Annotated in this window: 11 protein-coding genes; 7 read left to right on the plus strand and 4 right to left on the minus strand. The window is 64.4% G+C overall.

Features of this window, described 5'->3' with window-relative positions; genetic code table 11:
• Window positions 1–14: 14 nt before the first annotated feature.
• The 4 genes from LC083_RS07910 to LC083_RS07925 all read right to left on the minus strand — a co-directional run bounded on the left by LC083_RS07910 (window position 15) and on the right by LC083_RS07925 (window position 2,887).
• The gene (locus LC083_RS07910) at window positions 15–293 is read right to left on the minus strand and encodes a hypothetical protein (protein ID WP_226699895.1); all 279 of its coding nucleotides are present in this window, start codon (window positions 291–293) and stop codon (window positions 15–17) included.
• On the minus strand, window positions 277–1,746 hold the full coding sequence (locus LC083_RS07915; RefSeq protein ID WP_226699896.1) for a type II and III secretion system protein family protein: 1,470 nt from the start codon (window positions 1,744–1,746) through the stop codon (window positions 277–279). Before LC083_RS07915 ends, LC083_RS07910 begins: the two co-directional genes overlap by 17 nt.
• On the minus strand, window positions 1,736–2,659 hold the full coding sequence (cpaB, locus tag LC083_RS07920; RefSeq protein ID WP_226699897.1) for a Flp pilus assembly protein CpaB: 924 nt from the start codon (window positions 2,657–2,659) through the stop codon (window positions 1,736–1,738). The genes LC083_RS07915 and cpaB overlap by 11 nt, the downstream gene beginning before the upstream one ends.
• Before the next feature lie 69 nt (window positions 2,660–2,728).
• The gene (locus LC083_RS07925; RefSeq protein ID WP_226699898.1) at window positions 2,729–2,887 is read right to left on the minus strand and encodes a Flp family type IVb pilin; all 159 of its coding nucleotides are present in this window, start codon (window positions 2,885–2,887) and stop codon (window positions 2,729–2,731) included.
• 417 nt (window positions 2,888–3,304) lie between these two features.
• Here LC083_RS07925 and LC083_RS07930 point away from each other — a divergent pair, with 417 nt between their 5' ends.
• The 7 genes from LC083_RS07930 (at window position 3,305) to LC083_RS07960 (ending at window position 21,703) form a co-directional block, all read left to right on the plus strand.
• Window positions 3,305–4,099: a DUF2569 family protein gene (locus LC083_RS07930; protein WP_226699899.1), complete on the plus strand. Its 795-nt coding sequence runs from the start codon at window positions 3,305–3,307 to the stop codon at window positions 4,097–4,099.
• A gap of 376 nt (window positions 4,100–4,475) precedes the next feature.
• Window positions 4,476–15,101: a DUF5801 repeats-in-toxin domain-containing protein gene (locus LC083_RS07935; protein ID WP_226699900.1), complete on the plus strand. Its 10,626-nt coding sequence runs from the start codon at window positions 4,476–4,478 to the stop codon at window positions 15,099–15,101.
• A gap of 34 nt (window positions 15,102–15,135) precedes the next feature.
• On the plus strand, window positions 15,136–15,837 hold the full coding sequence (locus tag LC083_RS14070) for an OmpA family protein (RefSeq protein WP_319003424.1): 702 nt from the start codon (window positions 15,136–15,138) through the stop codon (window positions 15,835–15,837).
• A gap of 15 nt (window positions 15,838–15,852) precedes the next feature.
• The gene (locus tag LC083_RS07945) at window positions 15,853–17,253 is read left to right on the plus strand and encodes a TolC family protein (RefSeq protein ID WP_226699901.1); all 1,401 of its coding nucleotides are present in this window, start codon (window positions 15,853–15,855) and stop codon (window positions 17,251–17,253) included.
• A gap of 24 nt (window positions 17,254–17,277) precedes the next feature.
• The gene (locus tag LC083_RS07950; RefSeq protein WP_226699902.1) at window positions 17,278–19,422 is read left to right on the plus strand and encodes a type I secretion system permease/ATPase; all 2,145 of its coding nucleotides are present in this window, start codon (window positions 17,278–17,280) and stop codon (window positions 19,420–19,422) included.
• On the plus strand, window positions 19,419–20,441 hold the full coding sequence (locus LC083_RS07955; protein WP_226699903.1) for a cell wall hydrolase: 1,023 nt from the start codon (window positions 19,419–19,421) through the stop codon (window positions 20,439–20,441). The genes LC083_RS07950 and LC083_RS07955 overlap by 4 nt, the downstream gene beginning before the upstream one ends.
• Window positions 20,438–21,703: an HlyD family type I secretion periplasmic adaptor subunit gene (locus LC083_RS07960; protein WP_224831783.1), complete on the plus strand. Its 1,266-nt coding sequence runs from the start codon at window positions 20,438–20,440 to the stop codon at window positions 21,701–21,703. The genes LC083_RS07955 and LC083_RS07960 overlap by 4 nt, the downstream gene beginning before the upstream one ends.
• The last annotated feature ends 3 nt before the right edge of the window (window positions 21,704–21,706 follow it).

A 21,706-nucleotide genomic window follows, 5' to 3' on the forward strand; every position in this document is an offset into this window, starting at 1 on the left:
TCTTGGTCATCCTATCAACCAGGCTCTTCCGTGGTCGAAACACGCTCGGGTTCCTTGACCTGGTCGTTGCGCAGCCGGTCGATCGCATCGACGGCGTTGTCGGCCGAGGTCGGCGGGATCGGGTCCTCGTAAACCGGGTTCGGATCGATCACCTGGGCTGCCATGGTCTGGCGGTTGGCATTACCGAAACCGGTGTCGCCAAGGCCACTGATCCCGTCATCGGTTACGCAGCCGGCCAGCGCCAGGGCGCCGGTGCCCACGAAGAGGATGCGAAGCTTAAAATTCATAGCCATCGGTTGCCTCCTGTGCGGCAGTTTCGCTCGCTTGCGCGGTGTTGGCGGGCGTGGGCCCCTGGATCGGCTCGAGTTCGACCGGCCGTCCGGTTGCCCCGTTAAGCAGGACGTCGACTGCCACCGGATCGGCGATGCGGTCGGTCGGCAGGCGGACCTGCTCGGGCCGGATCGGTGCGACGAGGCGCGGCGTGACGATGATCAGCAGTTCGGTCTCGCCTTTCTGGAAACCGCTGGAGCGGAACAGCGTGCCGATGATCGGGATCGATCCCAGGATCGGGATCTGTTCGACCGTGGTCTGGAAGTCGCGCTGCAGCAGGCCGGCGATTGCAAAGCTTTCGCCGTCGCGCAGTTCCAGCACCGTGCTGGCACGGCGAGTTTGCAGCCCGGGAATGCGGATCCCGTTGAGCTGGATCGACGCGTTCTCGTCGATTGAGCTCACCTCCGGCTCGACGATCAGGTTGATGACCTTGTTCGAGAGTACAGTCGGCGTGAAGCCGAGGCCGACGCCGAAAGACTTGAACTCCACGGTGATACCGTTCTGTCCGCCGGCTCCGCCGCCGCCCTGGACGACCGGGATCGGGAACTCGCCGCCGGCAAGAAACGAGGCGCGCTGGCCCGAGAGGGCCACCAGCGTCGGTTCTGCGAGCGTCTTGGCCAGACCCTTTTCCTCGAGCGCATCGATTGCGATGTCGACATCGAGCCCGAGGACATCGGTGAAGGAGCGGGTTACCACGCCAAACGCGTCGGTGATATCGGCGACCTCAAGATCGCCATTGCCGAAATTGCTCGTTCCGGCCCCGGGACGCAGGGCGGAGCCCGGGCCCGTTACGCCGGAGAAGCGGCCGCTGTTGAAGAAGGTGCGGACACCCAATTCCTTGCCGACCGTGCGGCTGACTTCTGCAAACCGCACTTCGAGCATGACCTGCTGGCTGCCGCCGAGCGTCATCAGATTGACGACCTTGTCCGGTGCGCCGGCATAGGCCTTGGCGAGCTGGACAGCCCGGTCGGCGGTGCCTGCATCGCTGACCGTGCCGGACAGGACGATGGAACCGCCGGACATGCGCGCATCCACGCCTTCGCCGGGAAGCAGGTCGCTCATGTGTTCGCGCAGGCTGACCACGTCGGGGCCAACGGCGATGTCCATCACCGCGATCACCTGGTTCGAACGGTCGTAAAGGGTCAACGAAGTCGTGCCGATTGCCTTGCCGAGCACATAGACCGAACGGTCCGACACCGGCAGGATATCGGCGATTTCCTCGTTCCCGATCATGGCCCGGTCGATCGGCACGTCGGCGGTGACGACCTGGCTCTTGTTGATCGGGATCTCGACCGTCCCGGCGTGCATGGACGCGCCGGAATACTGGGCCTGTGCCAATGCGGTCTGGGGAAGGGCCGCCGCGGCGAGCGCGGTGGTCAGGGTGAGTGCCGCGAGGGCTGCTTTCTTAGTAACCACGGAGCGCCTCCACTGCATAGGTTTCAGCATCTGTGCCGCGTACGACACTCATCGTCGGTCCGCGGGGGCGTGCCGGAGCACTCGCCTGTCGCGGACCAGGAGTAACGCTTGCCGGGGCAGGTGAATAGGATGGCCCCGCCACGGCCGGGCCGGTCGGTCCGGTACGGCGGTAGATGTAGCGCCCTGCGCCTCCCAGATCGTTAGCAACTACGGTTTCCGTAGCTCCAACTTCCTGGTTCTCGACATTGCGAAGCGCGAGGCTGAGCGTGCCGATTTCGCGGGCGAGAGCCAGCTTCTGCGCGCCGAAGATATCGGTCTGTAGGGTGGCGGTCTTGCTGACCACGGGCTGGGTGTTGTTCTCGTCGGCCACTTGGTCGATGCCAAGGACGAGCACGTTCTCGAGCGCGACGGTGGTCATCTTGTCGAACTGCTGCGTGCCTTCGCCGGGGATCTGGCGGGTCAGCATGACGTCCACAACGTCGCCGGGCCGCACGAAACCGCCCACACCCGATACTTCGTTGATCGGGATTGACACGGCACGCATGTCTTCGGGAAGAATGGATGCCAGGGTCGCGCGGCCGTTTTCGCCGCTGACCTTGGAGGCGAGGATCGGCTCGCCGGGCACGATCGGCCGGAGCGCCACGCGCCCGCCCATCATGGCTTGTTCAAGAGAGGTAAAGGCGCCCTGCGGCACCGCATCGGCGGGCCAGTTGGCGAGGCGGATGTTGGTATTGGTCAGCGGCTGGCCGAACCCGACGTCCTGGGTAGCTACTACGATTCGCGCGAGCTGCTGCTCTTCCGCGATCGCTTCCTGCTGGTCTTCAAGTCCGGTAAAATAGGCGTTTGCCAGATACACGGCGATTAGGCCGAGAAAGACGGCAACCCCGACTATAAGCAGATTCCTGCCCTGCATGGCACTTCCCCCCGTCGCTGATCCAAGCGAAAAGGCCCCGCCGGTTCGCCGGCGGGGCCCCTTGTGCGATTACACGTTGATGGTGTTCGCAGTGTTGGTCATTGCGCCGGAAATCGCGCCTTGGAGAAGGCCAGCAGCGGTAACGATGCCAATGCCGATAATGGCGAGAATGAGAGCGTATTCAGCAGCCGAAGCACCGGCTTCTTCACGGATGTAGTTCTTGAACATGATATTACCCCAAGTCTTGAATGACATTTCGCCAGGAGAGCGACGTGTCGTCTTCTAAACAGGACCCCGGCATCTATTTCCGGATGGCCCGCCCGAGGGGGTAAGGTGTTGGAACCGGCGCGACCTTTTATTGTTTAATCGGCATGCGCCGATCCGTTTCACGCTGGCTCCCTCGGAGCAATTACAAGTTCCCGTAAACAGCCGTTACGGTCAACTTTGGTGCAATGATTTAACAATTTCTCGGATTCTCAGCAAGATAATTCGGGGAAAAGTTAATTCTGCTAGTTAACAGGCGGTAGAAGTTGCGGCTTTATCGCGCTGCTCGAATCGGGAAATTGCTGATTCGACGAGGAGTTTGAAATGATTCGCAGGCCAGCGAATGCCGGGGGGAAATTAACGGTTTCGCCGTTTCCCGCTTTGGCCGCCTGGTTCGCGCGCTGGAAGGATGATCTCCACCGGCGCAGCGTTGCGCTGACCTCCTGGATCGAAAACCACCTGGGTTTGCTTGCTTTTGCCTGGCTCGCGCTGATGGCAAGCCTGCTCGCTTACAAGGTAAGCCGCCTGATGGTGCCCGTGCATGGTGCCTTCGACATGGTGCAGCTGGTGCTGCCGTATGTCTTCATAGCGCTGGCCCCGATCGCGGGCTTCATGATCGGCCGCGCTGCCTTCCTTGGAAATCGCACGCAGCCGGAATACCGCTTCGCCCTTTTTGGACGGTGGCGGGAAGTCGACCGCATCCAGGCCGAAGCGCATCCCAGTTTCGGACCGACCGGCTTCCTGACCTCATTGATCGTGGGAATGATGTTCGGCGTGGTGATGCGTACCGGCGAATTCGTCATGATCCAGCCCGCCCTGAACGAACACGCGCCTGCATGGGCCTATACGCTGTTCCTCGCGATGAGTGTGGAAATCGCCGTGATGAATTTCTTCTACATGATCTGCTTCGTCATGGCGCTGCGCAGCGTGCCGCTGTTTCCGCGCATGCTGCTTTACGTCTGGATTCTCGACGTGCTGTGCCAGCTCTCAATCGCGCGCGCGCTGGCGGGGAAGGATTTGCCGCCTTCCATCGGAGAGCCGCTGTCGACGCTACTCACCGCGAATCTCAATACGGTCCTCATCAGTGCGGCCATCTGGCTGCCCTACCTGATTCTCTCGGAACGTGTGAACGTTACCTTCCGTCACCGGGTGTCGTCGGAAGCCTCTCAAACCTGACTCACTGGCCTGCGGTCCCGATTTCGGACAGCCTGCAAGTTTCCCAAAGATTCATACGGTTAGATGTGATTTTCGACCGATTCCGGGCCCGAATGGCGTTTTTTTGCTATCCATCAACTGGTTAACAACATTGAAAGATCAGGTTTGACCTGTTTCACCTAATGCAACGACACGTCCCGCAGGCGCCTCGATTCGCCTTTGTGAGGACGACAAGTCGGGCCGCGGAAATTGCTGGACGGGCACCTGCCCCGATCTCGCTCGAACAATTCTTGGGGGGTGGTCCTCCGGAGATTCGCAGCCCGTATCGTTCCCGGCAACTTCCGCGTCATAGGGGGGGAATTCGCTCCTCCTCCCGGCTGCAGGAAGGACCGATACGATGGACAGTTTCGAGCAGAATGGTGAATTCACCGGCGCACAGGACAGCCAGGACACCGGCGACACCCCGCGTGTCGAACGGGCCCCTGCCCAGCGCAGTGCACGCGGCGATATCGTGCTCACGCCCGATGAAAACGGCGTCGTGGTCCTGCCCGAGGGAGCATCGCTCGAAAACCTGGCCGCTTCCGGCCGCGACCTCGTCCTCGTCCTCGACGACGGCACGCGCATCATCATTCCCGAAGGCGCCATCATCGTCCCGCAGATCGTGGTCGACGGCGTCACGGTCCCTGCCGCCAACCTTGCAGCCCTGCTGACCGGCAACGAGCCGCAGCCCGCCGCCGGCGACCCGCAGAGCTCGGGCGGCAATTTCGAAGTCGACCCGGGTGCCATCCAGGCCGCCTACGACCTCGGCGACCTGCTGCCCTATACCGAGCTGCAGTTCCCGCAGCCCGAAGAGCGGGAGATCATCCCGAATGCGCCGGACCAGGATCCGGACATCATCATCGAAACGCCGGACAACCCGGCAGGCGTGATCAACGCCATCGCGACCGTTGCCGAATCGGGCCTGCCCGAACGCACGATCAACGGCGTCGATGAAAGCGAAGGCACGCAGAGCGAGACCAATGGCGAAACCGCCGCGGGCACCATCGTCTTCAACGCGCCCGACGGCGTGGGCTCGGTTGCGATCAACGGCGTTGCCATCACCGCGGTCGGCCAGACCTTCGTGGGCGAATACGGCATCCTGACGATCACCAGCATCGACTTCGCCGGTGGCCAGATCGGCTTCAGCTTCACGCTCAACGACAACCTCGTGGGCGAGACCGTCGACGGTTCGTATTCGATGACGGTCACCGACACCGACGGCGATACCGCGACGGCTACCCTGCAGATCATCGTCATCGACGATGCGCCGATCGCGCAGGACGACACGGGCTCGGTCCCGGGCGGCAGCCACGCGACGATTTCGGGCAGCGTGCTCGTCAACGACGAATCGGGCGCCGACAACTATGCCGCCAGCGGCGCGGTCAACGACTTCGCCAATGCCGGCGGTAGCGCTGCGCCCGGTGCGACCCTGGCCGGCACCTATGGCGAGCTGACGCTGAATGCGGACGGCACCTACGAATATACCCGCTTCGTCAACACGCCCGGCGGCGTGTCCGAGCAGTTCACCTATACGATCGTCGATGCCGACGGCAGCACCAGCACTGCCACGCTGACGATCAACATCGGCGATGCGCCCAACGTCATCACCAACGTCCCCGAGGGCGACGATGCAACGGTGGTCGACGAAGGACAGCTGCCGCCGAACACCGGTACGCGCACCGACGAGCCTGAAGGTTCGGACTTCGACGGCGACGACGAAACCGCGACCGGCACGATCACCTTCAACTCGCCCGACGGTGTCGGCAGCGTGTCGATCGGTGGCACAGTCATCACGCCCGGCAGCCTGCCGCAGGTCGTTTTCTCCGACGAAACGGGCACGCTGACGGTCACCGGCTACACCTATGACCCGGTGACGGGCGCAGGCACGATCACCTATGTCTACGAGCTGACCGACAACACCGGCGATGCCGACACGACCACGGTCACCTTCCCGATCGTCATCACCGATCTCGACGGCGATACGGCATCCGACGATCTCGAGATTACCATCGTCGACGACACGCCGACCGCACTCGACGACAGTGCGACCGAGGGTAGCGAGAACGCACCGGTTTCGGTGAACGTGATCGCCAACGATACGCCCGGCGCCGACGGCGTCGACCTGGCGACCGGCGTTGCCGCTGTCGACGGAACGCTGAGCGGTGGCGGCAGCCTTGCCTACAATGGCGACGGCACCTTCACCTACACTCCCGCTGCCGGCGAAACCGGCACGGTCACTTTCGATTATGCCATCACCGATGGCGACGGCGACGTGTCCACCGCGACCGTCACCATCACCCTTTCGGACGATTCGACCCCGCAAATCGCGGTCGAAGGCGATGACGACGTCGAAGAAGCCGCCCTGGCTGCCCGTGATGGCGAGCCGGCCGGTTCGAACGAAGCCAGCACCGGTGAAACCGCCTCGGGCGTGATCGCGATCAGCACCGGCAACGACACCGTGGCCTCGCTCGTCGTGAACGGCGTGAATGTCACCGGCGGCGGCACGGTAACCACGGCTGCGGGCGTGCTCACCATCTCGGTGAACAACGGTGCCTACAGCTACAGCTACGAGCTGAAGGACAACACGCTGTCAGATCCCGACAGCGAAAGCTTCACCCTGACGGTGACCGACAGCGACGGCGACACCGCCTCCACAACGCTGGTCATCGCCATCATCGACGATGCGCCGACGGCCAATGACGATGCGAACGCGCTCGGCGCCGGCACCTATGGTCCGGTCGGCGGCAACGTGCTGTCGAACGACGTGCAGGGCGCGGACAGCGCCGATGTCACCTCCTATTCGAGCGCGAGCGACAGCGGAGTGGCCGGCGAGACCATCCAGGGCCTTTACGGTACGCTGACCATCGCTGCCGATGGTACCTACAGCTACACCCGCGATGCGGGCACGCCGGGCGGCGTGGAAGACAGCTTCGACTACGTCATCACCGATGACGACGGCGATACCTCCACCGCGACGCTGGTCATCTCGATCGCCGACAGCCCCGTCACGCTCGACCTGCCGGTTGCAGGCGGCGAGACGACGCAGGTGGACGAGGCTGGCCTTGCTGCCGGTTCGGATGCTGCGAGCAACAGCGAATTCACCAGCGGCACCTTCACCTTCACCGCGCCCGACGGCCCGGCGGTCCTGACTATCGACGGCGCTCCGCTGGTCGCCGGCCAGACCTACACCGGTAGCTTCGGAACGCTGACCATCACTTCGGTCGGTAGCGGCACGGTCGGCTACACCTACGAGCTGACCACCAATACCAACGGCGACACCACGTCCGACAGCTTCGCGATCGTCGTGACCGACCAGGACGGCGATTCGATCAGCGGCGACCTCGAGATCGCCATCGTCGACGACGTGCCCACTGCGCGTCCGGACACCGACAGCGTCACCGAAGACGGCCCGCTGCTGGCCAGCGGTAATGTCATCACCGATGCTGAGGCCAATGGCGACAACGGCGGCGACACGCGCGGTGCCGACGGCGCCGCTGTCACCGACGTCGATTTCGGCGCGACCGACGGTACGCCGGGTACTCCGCTTCAGGGTCTCTACGGCACGCTGACGCTCAACGCGGACGGCAGCTACAGCTACGAGCTCGACAACACGAACGAGACTGTCCAGGGCCTCGACGAGACCGAGAGCCTGACGGAGGTCTTTACCTATACGCTGACCGACGGCGACGGCGATGACAGCGTCACCACGCTGACGATCACCATCAACGGTGCCGACGATCCGGTCGTCATCAACGACCTGTCGCTGACGGCTCCGGAAGGCCTCGTCGACGAAGACGACCTTGCCGACGGTTCGGACACGACCAAGGAAAGCCTCGTCACGAACGGCACCTTCTCGGTCGATGCACAGGACGGGCTTGAAACGCTGACCATCGGTGGCGCTGCCGTCTTCGGTGCAGGCGTGACCTATCCGGTCGTCCTCACCGGCGATTACGGCACGCTGCGCATCACCGGCGTAACGCCGGTGACCGATGCGGATGGCGATACGGTTTCGCTGACCGTGGCCTGGGAATACGAACTCAGCCAGAACACGCTCGATCACCCAATCGCGGACTCGCAGGACTCGCTCTTCGACGCCTTCGACGTGGTGGCCACCGACAGCGACGGTTCGAGCGCGAGCTCCGTGCTCGATATCGAAGTGGTCGACGACGTTCCCACTGCCAATGACGACGGCGTCGTCCAGGCGAACGAGAACCAGGCTTTCACCATCGATGCGCTCGATAACGACGTGTTCGGTGCCGACGGCGTCGACACCGCCGATGTCGCAAGCGTCGAAGTGACCACGCAGGCTGCGCAGGGCACCGTTACCTACGATCCGGCGACCGGCCTGTTCACCTACACGCCCGCACCGGGCGCAGGCAGCAACGGCAATCTGACCGACAGCTTCACCTACACCATCACCGACAATGACGGCGACACCTCGACCGCGACGGTGGAAGTCACGCTGAAGCCGGATTCCGAGCCTCAGGGCGGCGAGCGCACCGCGAGCGTCGACGATGACGGCCTGGCCGGCGGCAATGCCACGTCGACCACCGGCGATCTCGACGCCAACAATGGCGACGATCCGGCCGACACCAGCGAGGCCAGCTTCACCGGCACGCTGTTCTTCAATGTCGGCAACGACACCCCCGCAGCAATTGCTTTCGACCCGGCGCTGGAAGGTGCTTCGGCCTCGCTCGGCACCGAGACGGTGAGCTACTCGATCAGCGGCAATACGCTGACTGCGAGCAGTGCGCGCGGCGCGGTCTTCACCGTGGAGATCACCGACAGCGCGACCGGCGAATACACCGTCACCCTACTGCAGAACGTGCTGCACGCAGCCGGTAGCGACGAGAACGACGCCTCGGTCTCGATCGACTTCACCGTCACCGACAGCGACGGCGACCAGACGTCGACAAATCTCGGCATCGTGTTCGACGATGATGCGCCCTCTGCCTACGACAATGCCAACGACGTGAGCGAAGGCGGCTCGACCGCCGGCAACGTGCTGACCGATAGCGACGGCTTCGGCCTCGATGCGGCCGGTGCGGACGGGTTTGCGGCTGGCGGCGGCATCGTCTCCATCAGCAGCGTCAACGACACCATCACCCAGACCACCGTCGACGTCGACGGCAACCTGGTCATCGTGACCACGCTGGGCACGCTCACGCTCAATGCGACCACGGGTGCCTACACCTACGAATCCAAGGTGGACTCGACCAATGCCGACGTGGCGGACGTCTTCACCTACACCATCCGTGACGGCGACGGCGATGAAGCCACCGCGACGCTGACGATCGATATCGACAACGTGGCCGGCCAGGTCTTCGACGATGACGCCATCGTCAACGAAAAGGGCCTGCCGACCGGTTCGGGCGAACTGGCTGACGGCATTGGCGGCAACAACAGCGATCCGAGCGAAGTCGATGCCAATGGCCAGATCACGGTCAGCGGCGCCACCGGCACGTTGGTCTACACCCTGCTCGACCCGGCGACCGGCAGCTACGGCACGCTCACGCTCGACAGCGATACGGGTGAATACACCTACACGCTGGCCAGTGCGGTGGACGGCGACACGCTGGTCCCCGACCAAGGCGGCAACAACAGCACCAACACGGTCACCGGCTTCGAAACCTTCGACTACGAAGTGCGCGACACGCTCGGTAACCTCATCGGCACGGGTACCATCTCGGTCTCGATCGTCGACGATGTCCCGACCGCGCGCGACGAGACGCTGCAGAGCGTGGCGGAAGATGCAGTCGGAACCATTGGCGGCGACGTCATGGCCAACGACACCGAAGGGGCCGACGGCGCGACCGTGACCTCCATCACTGTCGGCGCGCAGACCTTCGCGGTCCCGCAGGACGGCACCGATGCCACGGTCATCACGGCCAACGGCACCTACACCATCGACATGGACGGCAACTGGACGTTCGACCCGAACACCGGCCTCGACCAGAGCGGCGGCGATATCGTGGCCGACTTCAGCTACACGCTGACCGACGGTGACGGTGACATCTCCACCGCCACCCAGCCGATCCGCATCGAGGACGGCGCCCTGCCGCAGGCTCCGCAGCCCGGCTCGGTCACCGTGGACGACCAGAACCTGGCCGATGGCAGCACGCCGGCAGGCCCAGATTCCGCCAGCCACGTCCTGAGCTTTACCGAAGGTTCGGACGCTTTTGCCGGCTTCGTCTTCGGCGATACGTCGGGCCTGCTCGGCGGGCTTACCTGGGTGCGTGTCGACGACAACACGATCACCGGTTCCGACGGTGGCCGCCTCGTTATCACGCTGGAACTCAGCGTTTCGGGGAATGACGCGACGGTTACGGCGACGCTCGAGGACAATTATCTCGGCCACCCGAACCCGTTGCTCGACGATCTCAGCCTGCTGGGTTCGGTCGACGTGATCGCGACCGATATCGACGGCGACACCGCGACCGGCAGCGTGCTGGTGCGCGTGTCCGACGACCGTCCCACGCTCGAAGCTGCAGCACCTGCCGCGGACTCGATCGAGGTCGATGAAACCGATCTCGGCGTTCCGGCCGATGCCGACTTCTCCGGCCTGTTCACGCCCGACTATAATGCGGACGGTCCGGGCAGCGTGGGCGGCTACGTCCTCGGCCTGACCGGCTCGGCGACCAGCCTGGTGGACACTGCCACCGGCGAAGCGGTCGAAGTGTCGATGAACGGCACGGCCATCGAAGGCCGCACGGCGACCAGCGACGACCTCGTCTTCACGATCACCGTCGCCAGCGACGGCACCGTGACCCTGACCCAGCTGCGCGCCGTGGTGCACGCCGACGACACCGATCCCGACGACGCCACCGGCGGCCTTGCCGACGTTCTCGTCACGCTGACGGCAACCGTCACCGACGGCGACGGCGATACCGCCAACGCCACGGCCAATATCGGCGGCGCCTTCAGTTTCCGCGACGACGGGCCGAGCATCGATGCGGCCGTGGTCGACCTCGACACCGTCACCCTGACGACCGAGGACGGGGCCACCATCGGCACGGACTTCGATGTCGACATTTCGAGCGCGAACTTCGGCAGTGCGTTCTCCGTTGCCAGCTCTTCGTACGGCTCTGACGGCGCAGGCACGACCACCTGGGCGTTCTCGCTGGATATCGTCGGCACCTCCGGCGTCGACAGCGGGCTGACCCAGAACGGCACCACCATCTACCTCTACAAGGTCGGTGCCGAGGTCATCGGTTCGACCCAGACGCCGGGCGGCGGGGTGATCGACGGCTCGAACATCGTCTTCAAGATTGCCGTCACCGAAACGACCGGTGTGGTCACTCTCTCCCAGTACCAGGAAATCGACCACGATCTTCCGGGCGACAGCAGCGGTTATGAAAACCAGCTGGAGGCTCTGGGCACCAATCTCGTCATCCTCTCGGGCACTGCCACTATCGAAGACCGCGACGGCGACAAGGCCAGCGAGACGGTGACGCTCGACCTCGGCGGCAATATCCGCTTTGCCGACCACGGTCCGGACGTGACCGTGACCGGTGCCATCCCGACGCTCATCACCGATGAAAGCTTCCTGCCGGACGGCGCGAACGCCACGTTCGCGGATGTGTTCAGCTTCGATTTCGGGGCCGACGGCGCAGGCGCAGTCAACGGTGGCAAGGCTTACACCCTCGGTATCTCGGCCACCGGCGCCGACAGCGGTCTCGACGACACGCTGACCGGCAACAACGTCTACCTCTTCCTCGAGGGCGGCGTGGTCGTCGGCCGTGAAGGCACCGACGCTCTCGATGCTGCCACGGGCGAGCAGGTCTTCACCCTGTCGGTCGACGCGAACGGCTTCGTGAACCTCACCCAGCTCCGCTCGGTCGAGCATTCCGATCCGAACAACGCCAACGAACCGGCGTTCCTTGCATCGGACGACCTGATCACGCTGACGGCGACCGCCACCGACGGTGACGGCGATACCGACAGCGCGACGATCGAGATCGGCCGAGACATCCAGCTGCGCGACGACAATCCCGCTGCCGGCAGCAGGACCGTCCAGCTCGACGACGACACCGAGACCGGAGGCAATCCGGGCGGTACGGGCGATGTGGATCCCGACACCGAACTCACCAGCAATACTCTTCCGCATTCTTTCGGCAGCGACGGCGGCACCATCGCCTTCCTGACCACCGGTGCGCCTGCCGGCTTCCAGTATGTGGCGAGCGGCAACGATATCCTGATCCAGCAGGACCAGGGCGGTTCGTGGGTGACCGTCGTGACCGTCACCCTTGTCCCGACCACCGGTGCCTACACCGTGACGCAGAACGCAAATGTGCTGCACGCGGCAGGCGGCGACGAGAACGACCTGAGCCTGCAGCTCACCTACCGGGTGACCGATGGCGATCTCGACACGGACGACGGCACGCTGACGATCAATATCGACGACGATACGCCGACGGCGAATGCCGTGCTTGTCGCCGGTATCGTCGATGAAGACGCCCTCCCGGGCGGCATCGAAGGCGGTCCGTCGGATGCAGACAATGGCGCAGGCACCTATACGGACACGGCCAGCGGCAGCGCTGCGGCCCTGTTCAATGCAGGTGCCGATGGCCCGCTGACCTACGGCTTCGATGTCGCAGGAGCACAAGCCTACCTGACCAGTCTCGGCCTGACTTCAGGCGGCGATCCGCTGGCATTCCTCGTCAGCGCCAACTCGATCACCGCGACGGCGGACGGCTCGCCCGTGTTCACCTTCTTCCTCGCGACGAACGGTGACTGGCAGTTCGACCTCGTCGGTCCGCTCGACCACCAGCAGAACAACCAGGAAGACGATATCGGCATCGACTTCGGTCCGCTGGTGCAGGCAACCGATGCGGACGGCGACACTGTCGACGCCACCGGCAACTTGGTTGTCTTCGTCGACGATGACACGCCTGTGATCGTCTCAGGACCGACCAGCGTCACGCTGAATGGTACGACTTCCAGCACCGGCACATTCGAATATGCCATTGGTGCGGACCAAAACCCGGAAGGCGGCGTCTACTCGGCACTCACCTCCGATCTGGCAGTGTCGTTGACCGGTGCGGTCGGCGGGATTGCGATCTCGAATGTGGCCGTGAGCTGGACCAGCGAAGATGACAGCTCTGCGGTCTTCGATTTCAGCTTCGACTACGATGCCAACCCGAATTCGAATACCAACCCGCTGTCGCAGGGATCGGGTACGATCACCTTCGACAAGGATCTTGGCGAGTATGTCGTCACGCTCGATGCGCCGATCGAATCCTATTCGATCAGCCAGACGAGCGATGCGGTAGCTCAATTCGATTACAACCTGACCGGGCCCGCTTCTCAGGCCGAATATACAGTCCTGCAACTGGGTGCGACGGATCCGATTTACGTCCGCTTCGTCGGGGTGTCGGGTGCGGACAATTTGAACAACGCAACGCCTACCGATACGGTCTTCAATAACGGGGACTTCTTCTTCGGTGATCTGGATTACGTAACAATCTCTGGTGACTTCAATGGCGTGTCGGGTGACACGATCCAGGGCCAGGGTGGCGAGGTACTGAACCTGCAGTTCTTCACCGATAATCCGGGCACATACGACAATGGCGGCGGTTCCCCGCAAGATGGGCTCAATCAGTCTCCGACCGCCTTCGCCACTGGCCTGACATTGCGCCTGGACCTGGTCGGCAACGCGACTGATTTCATTGTCGTCCTCCAGCTTGCCGATCCGAACGATCCGTCGGTAACTCTGACGACAAGGGCAATCGTCGTCGATAACGCGGACATCTTCCGCAATGGCGATACTTTACCAGATGGCTACACTCTGAGCTCGCCGCTCGACAGTAATGACGGCTTCGTTGTCATCGAGGCAAACGACTACCTGCTGGGCGGTGAAACGAGCGATGATTATGTCATTACCGGCGCTCAACTTGTTCCGTCGACGGAAGGTGTCACGGGCACTGGCCTCGCCTTCAACCGGGCGACGGGTGATGCAGGCGGCACTACGGGTGCTCCCCAATCTTTCGCCGGTCATGATGACAATGACGTGATCAAGATCAGCGATATCGGCGTGATCCGTACGGTTACGAACTCGGAGACCCTCACGCTTGATTTCGGTGTCACCGTTCGCGACAGCGATGGCGACGAGACGGCAACGCAGCACCTGCTGGTGAACCCGTCGATGGTCACTCCGGTGGTGCTCGATCTCGGCACCGAAGGCGATGCGCCGATCTTCTCCGGCCTGTCTTCCAACGTATCCTACGATTACGATGGCGACGGTGTCCGCACGAAGACGGCGTGGATTGCTGCCGGTGCAGCAATCCTTGCCTACGACATGAATTCCGACGGAATTGTCACCAATGCTTCGGAATTCGTGTTCGGAAACGACACCATGACCGATCTCGAAGCCATTGCTGCCAAGTACGACAGCGACGGTAACGGCAAGCTCGACGCTTCCGACGATGCTTATGGTAAATTTGGAGTGTGGATCGACGGCGATCTCGACGGCGTGTCCGACGATGGCGAATTCGTCTCGCTCTCCGACATGGGCATCGTGTCCATCGACCTCGTTTCCGACGGCATCCAGACGATCGAGGCTGACGGCTACGTCAATGTCTTCGGCAAGTCCGCCTTCACCTGGGCCGATGGCACCACGGGCGAGGTTTCGGACACGGCGTTTGTCACCGGCGGCGCGGTCGATAGCTCGATGGAAGCGCTGCTGCAGATGACCGCGGACCTGCCCGGCACGAAGGCTCCGGCGGCCGACTTCCTCGGCGATGCGGCGCTTGCCAGCACGCTGGGCGATGCGATCTCGGACGTGGTGGCGGAAGCCGGTGTGGATGCGCTGGTGGCCCAGTTCGATGTCCGCACGACGGGCGAGGGTGGCGGCAACCACAGCCACTTCGCTGCCGAAGGCCTGCTCGATGCCATGGTCCATCCGGGCCTGGCCCAGTCGCTGGCCAGCGGCATGACGGTCGACAATCTCGATGAAGCTGCAGCCCAAGCGGGGGCGGCAGCATGAGGATCCAAGAAACCTTGCAACAGGGGAACTTGCAATGAAGAAAATAACAGCGGTGTTCACGCTGGCAGGAGCTGCGGTGGGTCTATGCCCTACCGCGGCTTTTGCGCAGGATGACTTGATGGCGATGGAGAAGGGCCAGCTGCGGCCCGAAGTCCAGCGACGGTACGACGCGGCGCTTGCGCTGACGAGAGATGCCTCGGTGGTTTCGGCCAATGACCCCCGCTACATCTGGGCGAGCGAGGCAAAGGCGCAGTGCGGTATCGCGCTCGGCTTCCTCAAGTCCAACACGCGGGACGAGACCAGCCTGCGGCGTTGCGGTATGGCCTATGCGATGATGCAGCGCATGCCGCAGACGCGGGTAGAGCCGGCTCCGGTCGCGCCGCCGCCGGCACAATGCGGTGTCGAGGCACCGGGCCTGATCTTCTTCGAATTCGATTCCGCCACGCCGCAGGACGACGCGATCCAGACCGTCGAATACGTCGTGCAGAACGCACCCGCCTGTAACTGGCGCAGCTTCACCGTGATCGGTCACACCGACCGCGCGGGCAGCAACGCCTACAACCAGGGCCTGTCTCAGCGGCGCGCCGAAGCGGTTGCGAACCTGATGTCCAGCCGCGGTATTCCCGCAGCGAGCATCTCTACCGACGCCAAGGGCGAAGAAACGCCCCGGGTGCCGACTGCCGATGGCGTGCGCGAGTTGCAGAACCGTCGCGTCGAAATCCAGGTCAGCGAATAAGAGGGGGGACGAGAAATGCGTACGACAACCCTGGCAATGACCGCAGCGCTCCTGCTTGCAGGTGCGGCTCCGGCAGCAATGGCCCAAGAGGCCGCCGATCCGGTGACCATGCAGGAGGCGATCACCATCGCCATGCAGTCCAACCCGGAAATCCTGCAGGCGCAGTACAACAAGGAGGCGATCGAGTTCGAACGCCGCCAGGCGCAGGGCCTCTATATGCCCCGCGTCAATATCGAAGCCAGTGCGGGTATCCGCCGGCTCGAGAACAATACCCGCCGCACGCTCGGTATCGCCGATGACGAGCTCTATCCGCTCGAAGCCGGAATCACCGGCGAATGGACGGTCATCGACTTCGGTCGCCGTCGCGGCGAACTGCTGCGTCAGGCCGCCCGCGTCGACGGCGCCTCGCTCCGCGTGCTCGAACGCTCGGAGTTCGTCGCGCTCCAGATCGCGCGCCAGTACCTCGACGTCCTGCTCCAGCAGCGCGTCGTGGCAGCAGCTCGCGACAATGCGGCCTTCCACCAGTCGCTGGTGGGCGACCTGTCGCGCGGCGTCGATGAAGGCTCGATCTCCATCGCCGACCAGCAGCAGGCCGAGGAACGGCTCCAGTCCGCCCTGGTCCGCAGCGAAGAAGCCAATCTCGAGCTCGAGAATGCCTATATCTCGCTGCGCCGCCTGACCGGCCTTGACCTGTCGGCAGCGACCCTGCCGCCGAACCTTGCCAGCGCGATGCCGCCGGATCTTCCGAGCGCTGTCGGCATGGCACGGCTCAACAACCCGCTGGTCCGCGAGGCGCAGGCCGATGTCGATGCGGCGAATGCCGTGGTCAAGTCGGCCGAAGGCGACCTGTGGCCCACGATCGGTATCGAAGCCCGCGGCCGCGTGGGCGAGGATATCGACGGGTTTGCCGGCGAGACCAACGACGTGCAGGCCCGCGTGGTGCTGCGCTGGGACGTGTTCACCGGCGGCATTAACCAGGCCCGCCTGCAGGAAACGGTCCGCCAGGCCAGCCTTGCACGCTATGCGCTGCATGACCGCCAGCGCGCCGCGGAAGAGGATGTCAGGCTTGCCTGGCAGCAGCTCGACACGCAGCGTCGCATCACCGAACAGCTTGCCCGGCAGAGCCAGGTGAGCGACGATCTGCTGCTGTCCTACCGCAGCCAGTTCAACATCGGACGCCGTTCGTTGCTCGATGTTCTCGATGCTCAGAATACTAGGTTTAACACCCAGGTTCGTCTCGAAACGGCACGCTTCTCCCAATTGTTCGCCCAGTACCAGACACTTGCTGCTACAAACCAGTTTCTGGACGCGCTGAGCATTGCACCGGGAGCCGGTGCCAACGAGCGGGAACGCGAGCGGTTCGATTACGGACCGCCGGTCGAAGCCGAACTGCAAAGGCGCGTTGACGGAGACTGAAACGCGTAGAGGCTCGTGACGGGCATGGAACAGACAAGTGCAGACCAGATCGACGGGCGGGTCCTGGACCCGCTCGTCGAGTGCATCGCGGAAGGGGCGCGCCGCTACGGCCTGCCCTTTGCGCGCGGCCTGCTTGCGCAATTGCCGCGCAATGCCGAAGGGCTGCTTCCCGTCCACCAGGCTCCGGCAGCGCTGGAGCTTGCGGGCCTCAACTATGACGTGGTGCCGCGTCGCCGTCTGCCCAATGGCGCAGGCGACCTGCCGGCGATCATCACGCTGGCCAATCGCGGCGTCGCCCTGCTGCTCGATGCGCAGGAAGAGGAGCTGCTGCTGTGGCATCCCGAAAGCGGCAACGAGCTGTGGGAGCCGCGCGGCGATGTCGAGCAGGCCTATTCCGGCACGCTCATCTCCATCTACGGCGATCCCGACAAGATGCGCGCCAACGAGGCGCCGTGGCACGCCAAGGCGCGCCAGCACTGGTTCTGGGGCGAACTGCGCCGGGAACGCCGCGCTTTCCTGCCGGTCATTCTCGGTTCGCTGCTGATCAACCTGCTGGCGATCGCGCTGCCGATCTTCACCATGAACGTCTACGACCGGGTGATTCCCAACCAGGCGCAGGAAACGCTCTGGGTGCTGGGCATCGGCGTGCTGCTGGCATTCGCGCTGGAATTCGCGCTGCGCCGCGCGCGCACCTCGATCGTCGACGAGATCGCCCAGCGACTAGACCTCAAGCTTAGCCAGAAGATATTTTCGCGCCTGCTCGCCGTGCCGCTGGCAGAGCGCAAGGGCCACACCGGCTCGCTTGCCGCGCGCGTCTCCGAATATGCCGTGGTGCGCGATTTCTTCGCCTCGACATCGGTCGTGCTGCTGGTGGACGTCGCCTTCCTGGTGGTATTCGTGGCGGTCATCGCCATCATTGCCGGCTGGCTGGCGCTGGTGCCGCTGACGATCATCCTGGCGATGATGGTGGCCGGTTACGTGCTCCAGAAGAAGGTCGTCGAAGCCTCGCAGGATGCGCAGGCCGACTACGGCCTCCAGCAGACGCTGCTGGTCGAATCGCTGACCGGCGCTGAAACGCTGAAAGCCATGGGCGGCGAGGGCGGGATGCTGTCGCGCTGGCACCAGCTGGCCGAAATCGGCGGCCATTCGCAGCTTCGCCTGCGCTCGATCAACTCGCTCGCCGTGGGGCTGGCGCAGGTCTTCCAGCAGATCTCGACCGTCTCGCTGATAATCGGCGGCTATTATCTCTTCGCCGCCGGTGACATCACCATGGGTGCGATCATCGCCATCGTGATGCTCGCTTCGCGCTCGCTCGCCCCGGCCGGCCAGATCGCATTCCTGCTGACCCGCGGGCGGCAGGCGCAGGAAACGCTCGGCAGTATCGAGCGCCTGTTCGAAGGCGGGGACGAACGGCGCGAGGGCGCCAGCGTGGCCCCGACCGCGATCGCCCGCCCGAAGATCGAATTCCACGACGCCGAGTTCGCCTATGGCGAGAACATGCAGCCGGCGCTTTCGGGCCTCAACCTGACCATCGAGCCGGGCGAGCGCGTGGCGCTGGTGGGCCGTGTCGCATCGGGCAAATCGACGCTGGGACGCCTGCTGTGCGGCCTCTACCGCCCGACCGGCGGCGCGATGCTGGTCAACGGCATCGATGTCCACCAGTACCGCCCGCAGCAGCTGCGCGAGGCGCTCGGCTTCGTCGGGCAGGATGCGGCGCTGTTCTCCGGTTCGGTGCGCGACAATCTCACGCTCGGCCGGCTGGGAATTTCGGAAGAAGACCTGCTGGCCGCGATGCGCGCCACCGGGGCCGACACCTACCTGTCGCGCGATGCCGGCGGTTTCGACCGTCCGGTGGGCGAGGATGGCCGCCAGCTTTCGGGCGGGCAACGCAGCTTCCTCGCGCTCGCCCGCGCCATGGTCGAACCGCGCGAACTCCTGTTCCTCGACGAGCCGACCGGCGCGATGGACAGCGAGACCGAAAAGATGTTCGTCGAGCGCCTGTCGACTGCGCTCAAGCCCGAACAGACGCTCGTCATCGCGACGCATCGTCCGGCGCTGTTCGCCATTTGCGACCGCCTGATCTTGCTCGACCGGGGCCGCGTTGCTGCCGACGGCCCGATCAAGGAAGTGCTGGCCAAGGCCGGCGCGCCGCGCGGAGTGGTGTCATGAGCGCCGCCTCCGTCACCCGCGTCCGCCGCTTCGGCGCGCTGATGATGCTGGCGCTGGCCAGCCTGCTGGTCGGCACCTCCTCGCTGCTCGCTCCGCAGGAAGCGGCGCGGGCCATGGCGCGGCTCGATCCCGAAATGCAGGCCGGACTGGTCGCCATGACCACCGGCAGCCAGGATATCGCCGAACTCGCCGTGGAAGACGTGGACAGCGCGCGCAGCCGCAACCTTGCCATTCCGCTCAGCGGCCTGCGGCTGGAAAAGACCGGTCGGTTCAGCGGCATCCCGCTTTCGTCCGTCTATTTCGGCACGGCGCGCGAATGCCTTGCCCAAGCGATCTATTACGAAGCCGCGCTCGAACCTGAATCGGGCCAGCGCGCCGTGGCGCAGGTTGTCCTCAACCGCGTGCGCCACCCCGCCTATCCGAACACGGTCTGCGGCGTGGTCTACCAGGGCTACAACCAGCGCGTGTGCCAGTTCAGCTTCACTTGCGACGGTGCGCTGCTGCGCCGTCCGCAGGCCAATCTGTGGAAGCGCGCGCAGGCCCTCGCGAAGGACGCGCTGGCCGGCTACGTCATGCCCGATGTGGGCACGGCAACGCACTACCATGCCGATTACGTGGTGCCGAAATGGGCCTATACCCTTGGCAAGATCACGCAGATCGGCCGCCATATCTTCTATCGCTTCCCGGGTTCGCCGGGCATGTCTGCCAGCTTCTATCGCGGCTGGGGCGGGCGCGAGGTGCTGCCTCAGGTCGACTACACGCGCTTCCTCCTCGCCGAGGCCGAGGGCGCGGAGGAGATGGCGATCGACACCGGATACACGCCGGGCCTGACTGTCGTCCCCGACGTCAAGGACCGCCACGCCGCTGCCGACGTCGGCGGGCGTATCGACACGACCAAGACCTGGCGCCTGTCGATCCCCGATCCCGTCGAACTGAGCGCCGGTTACCGCTCGACCCTGGCAGGACAGGGCGAGGCCGGCGGGGTCGCAACCGATGGTTCCACGGAGACGAAACAATGACGCTCGCCGCACGCTGGCGGACAATGCCTGCCGCCCAGCGCCTGATCGTCACCGCCGCTCTCGGCATGGCGCTGCTGTTCGTCTGGGCCGCTTTCGCACAGGTTGACCAGATCACGCGCGGCACGGGCAAGGTGATCCCGTCGAGCAAGGCACAATTGGTGCAACCGGCCGAACCTTCCGTCATCGCCGAGATTCTCGTGCGCAACGGGCAGAGCGTGAAGAAGGGCGACCTCCTGGTCCGCCTCGACGATACGCAATCTTCCGCAGCGCTGGGCGAGCTCGAAACCGAGAACCAGCGGCTGGCCGTTCGTGCCCAGCGCCTCGACCAGGAAGCGTCGGGCGGCAGCATCGGCTGCGAGGCCGGCAGTGCCTGCGCCGAGGAAGCCCGCCTTGCCCAAGCGCGCCGTGCGACCGCCCAGGCGCGCGAGACTTCGCTGGCTTCTGCGGTCGAGCAGCGTCGCCGCGACCTTTCGGAAGCCGAAGCGACTGCCAGCAGCCTCGAGAGCAGCTTGCGCCTTGCCCGCGAGCAGGTGGACATGCTCCGCCCGCTGGCGGCCAAGAACATCGTCCCGCAGACCGACCTGCTGCAGGCCCAGCGCGAAGTCGTCGACCTGCAGGGCCGCCTTGCCGCCGCGCGGCAGGCAGCGGGCCGCGCTTCGGCCTCGATCATGCAGGCGCAGGCCGATCTCAGTCAGGCGCGCGCCGATTTCCGCCAGCAGGCGCTAGCCGAGCGGAGCGAGATCGCCACGCGCATTGCCGTCAATCAGGAAAGTATCCGCGGTGCATCCGCACGCCGCGACCGCAATGAACTGCGCGCGCCTTCCGACGGCGTGGTCAACGATCTGCAGGTCAGCACGCAGGGCGGCTTCGTCAATGCCGGCGAGCAGATCATGCAGATCGTCCCTGTGGGCGACAAGCTGCTGATCGAGGCGCGCATCTCGCCTGCCGACCGCGCTTTCGTGAAGGTCGGCGATGCGGCGAACGTGAAGGTCACCGCCTACGACTTTTCGATCTACGGCGGGATCAAGGGCCGCGTGGCACAGGTCAGCGCCGACAGCATCTTCGACGAGGTCGAGCGCGAGGCCTATTACGCAGTGGTCATCGAGACCGATCGCGCATTCATCGAGAAGGGCGGGGTCCGCCTGCCGATCGTGCCCGGCATGGTCTGCGATGTCGAGATCATGACCGCCCGCCGCAGCGTGCTGTCCTATCTCTTCAAGCCGGTGAACCGCGCTTTCGACAGGGCAATGACCGAGCGCTGACCA

It is taken from the genome of Qipengyuania gaetbuli (assembly GCF_020524765.1).
Taxonomy (GTDB): domain Bacteria; phylum Pseudomonadota; class Alphaproteobacteria; order Sphingomonadales; family Sphingomonadaceae; genus Qipengyuania; species Qipengyuania gaetbuli_A.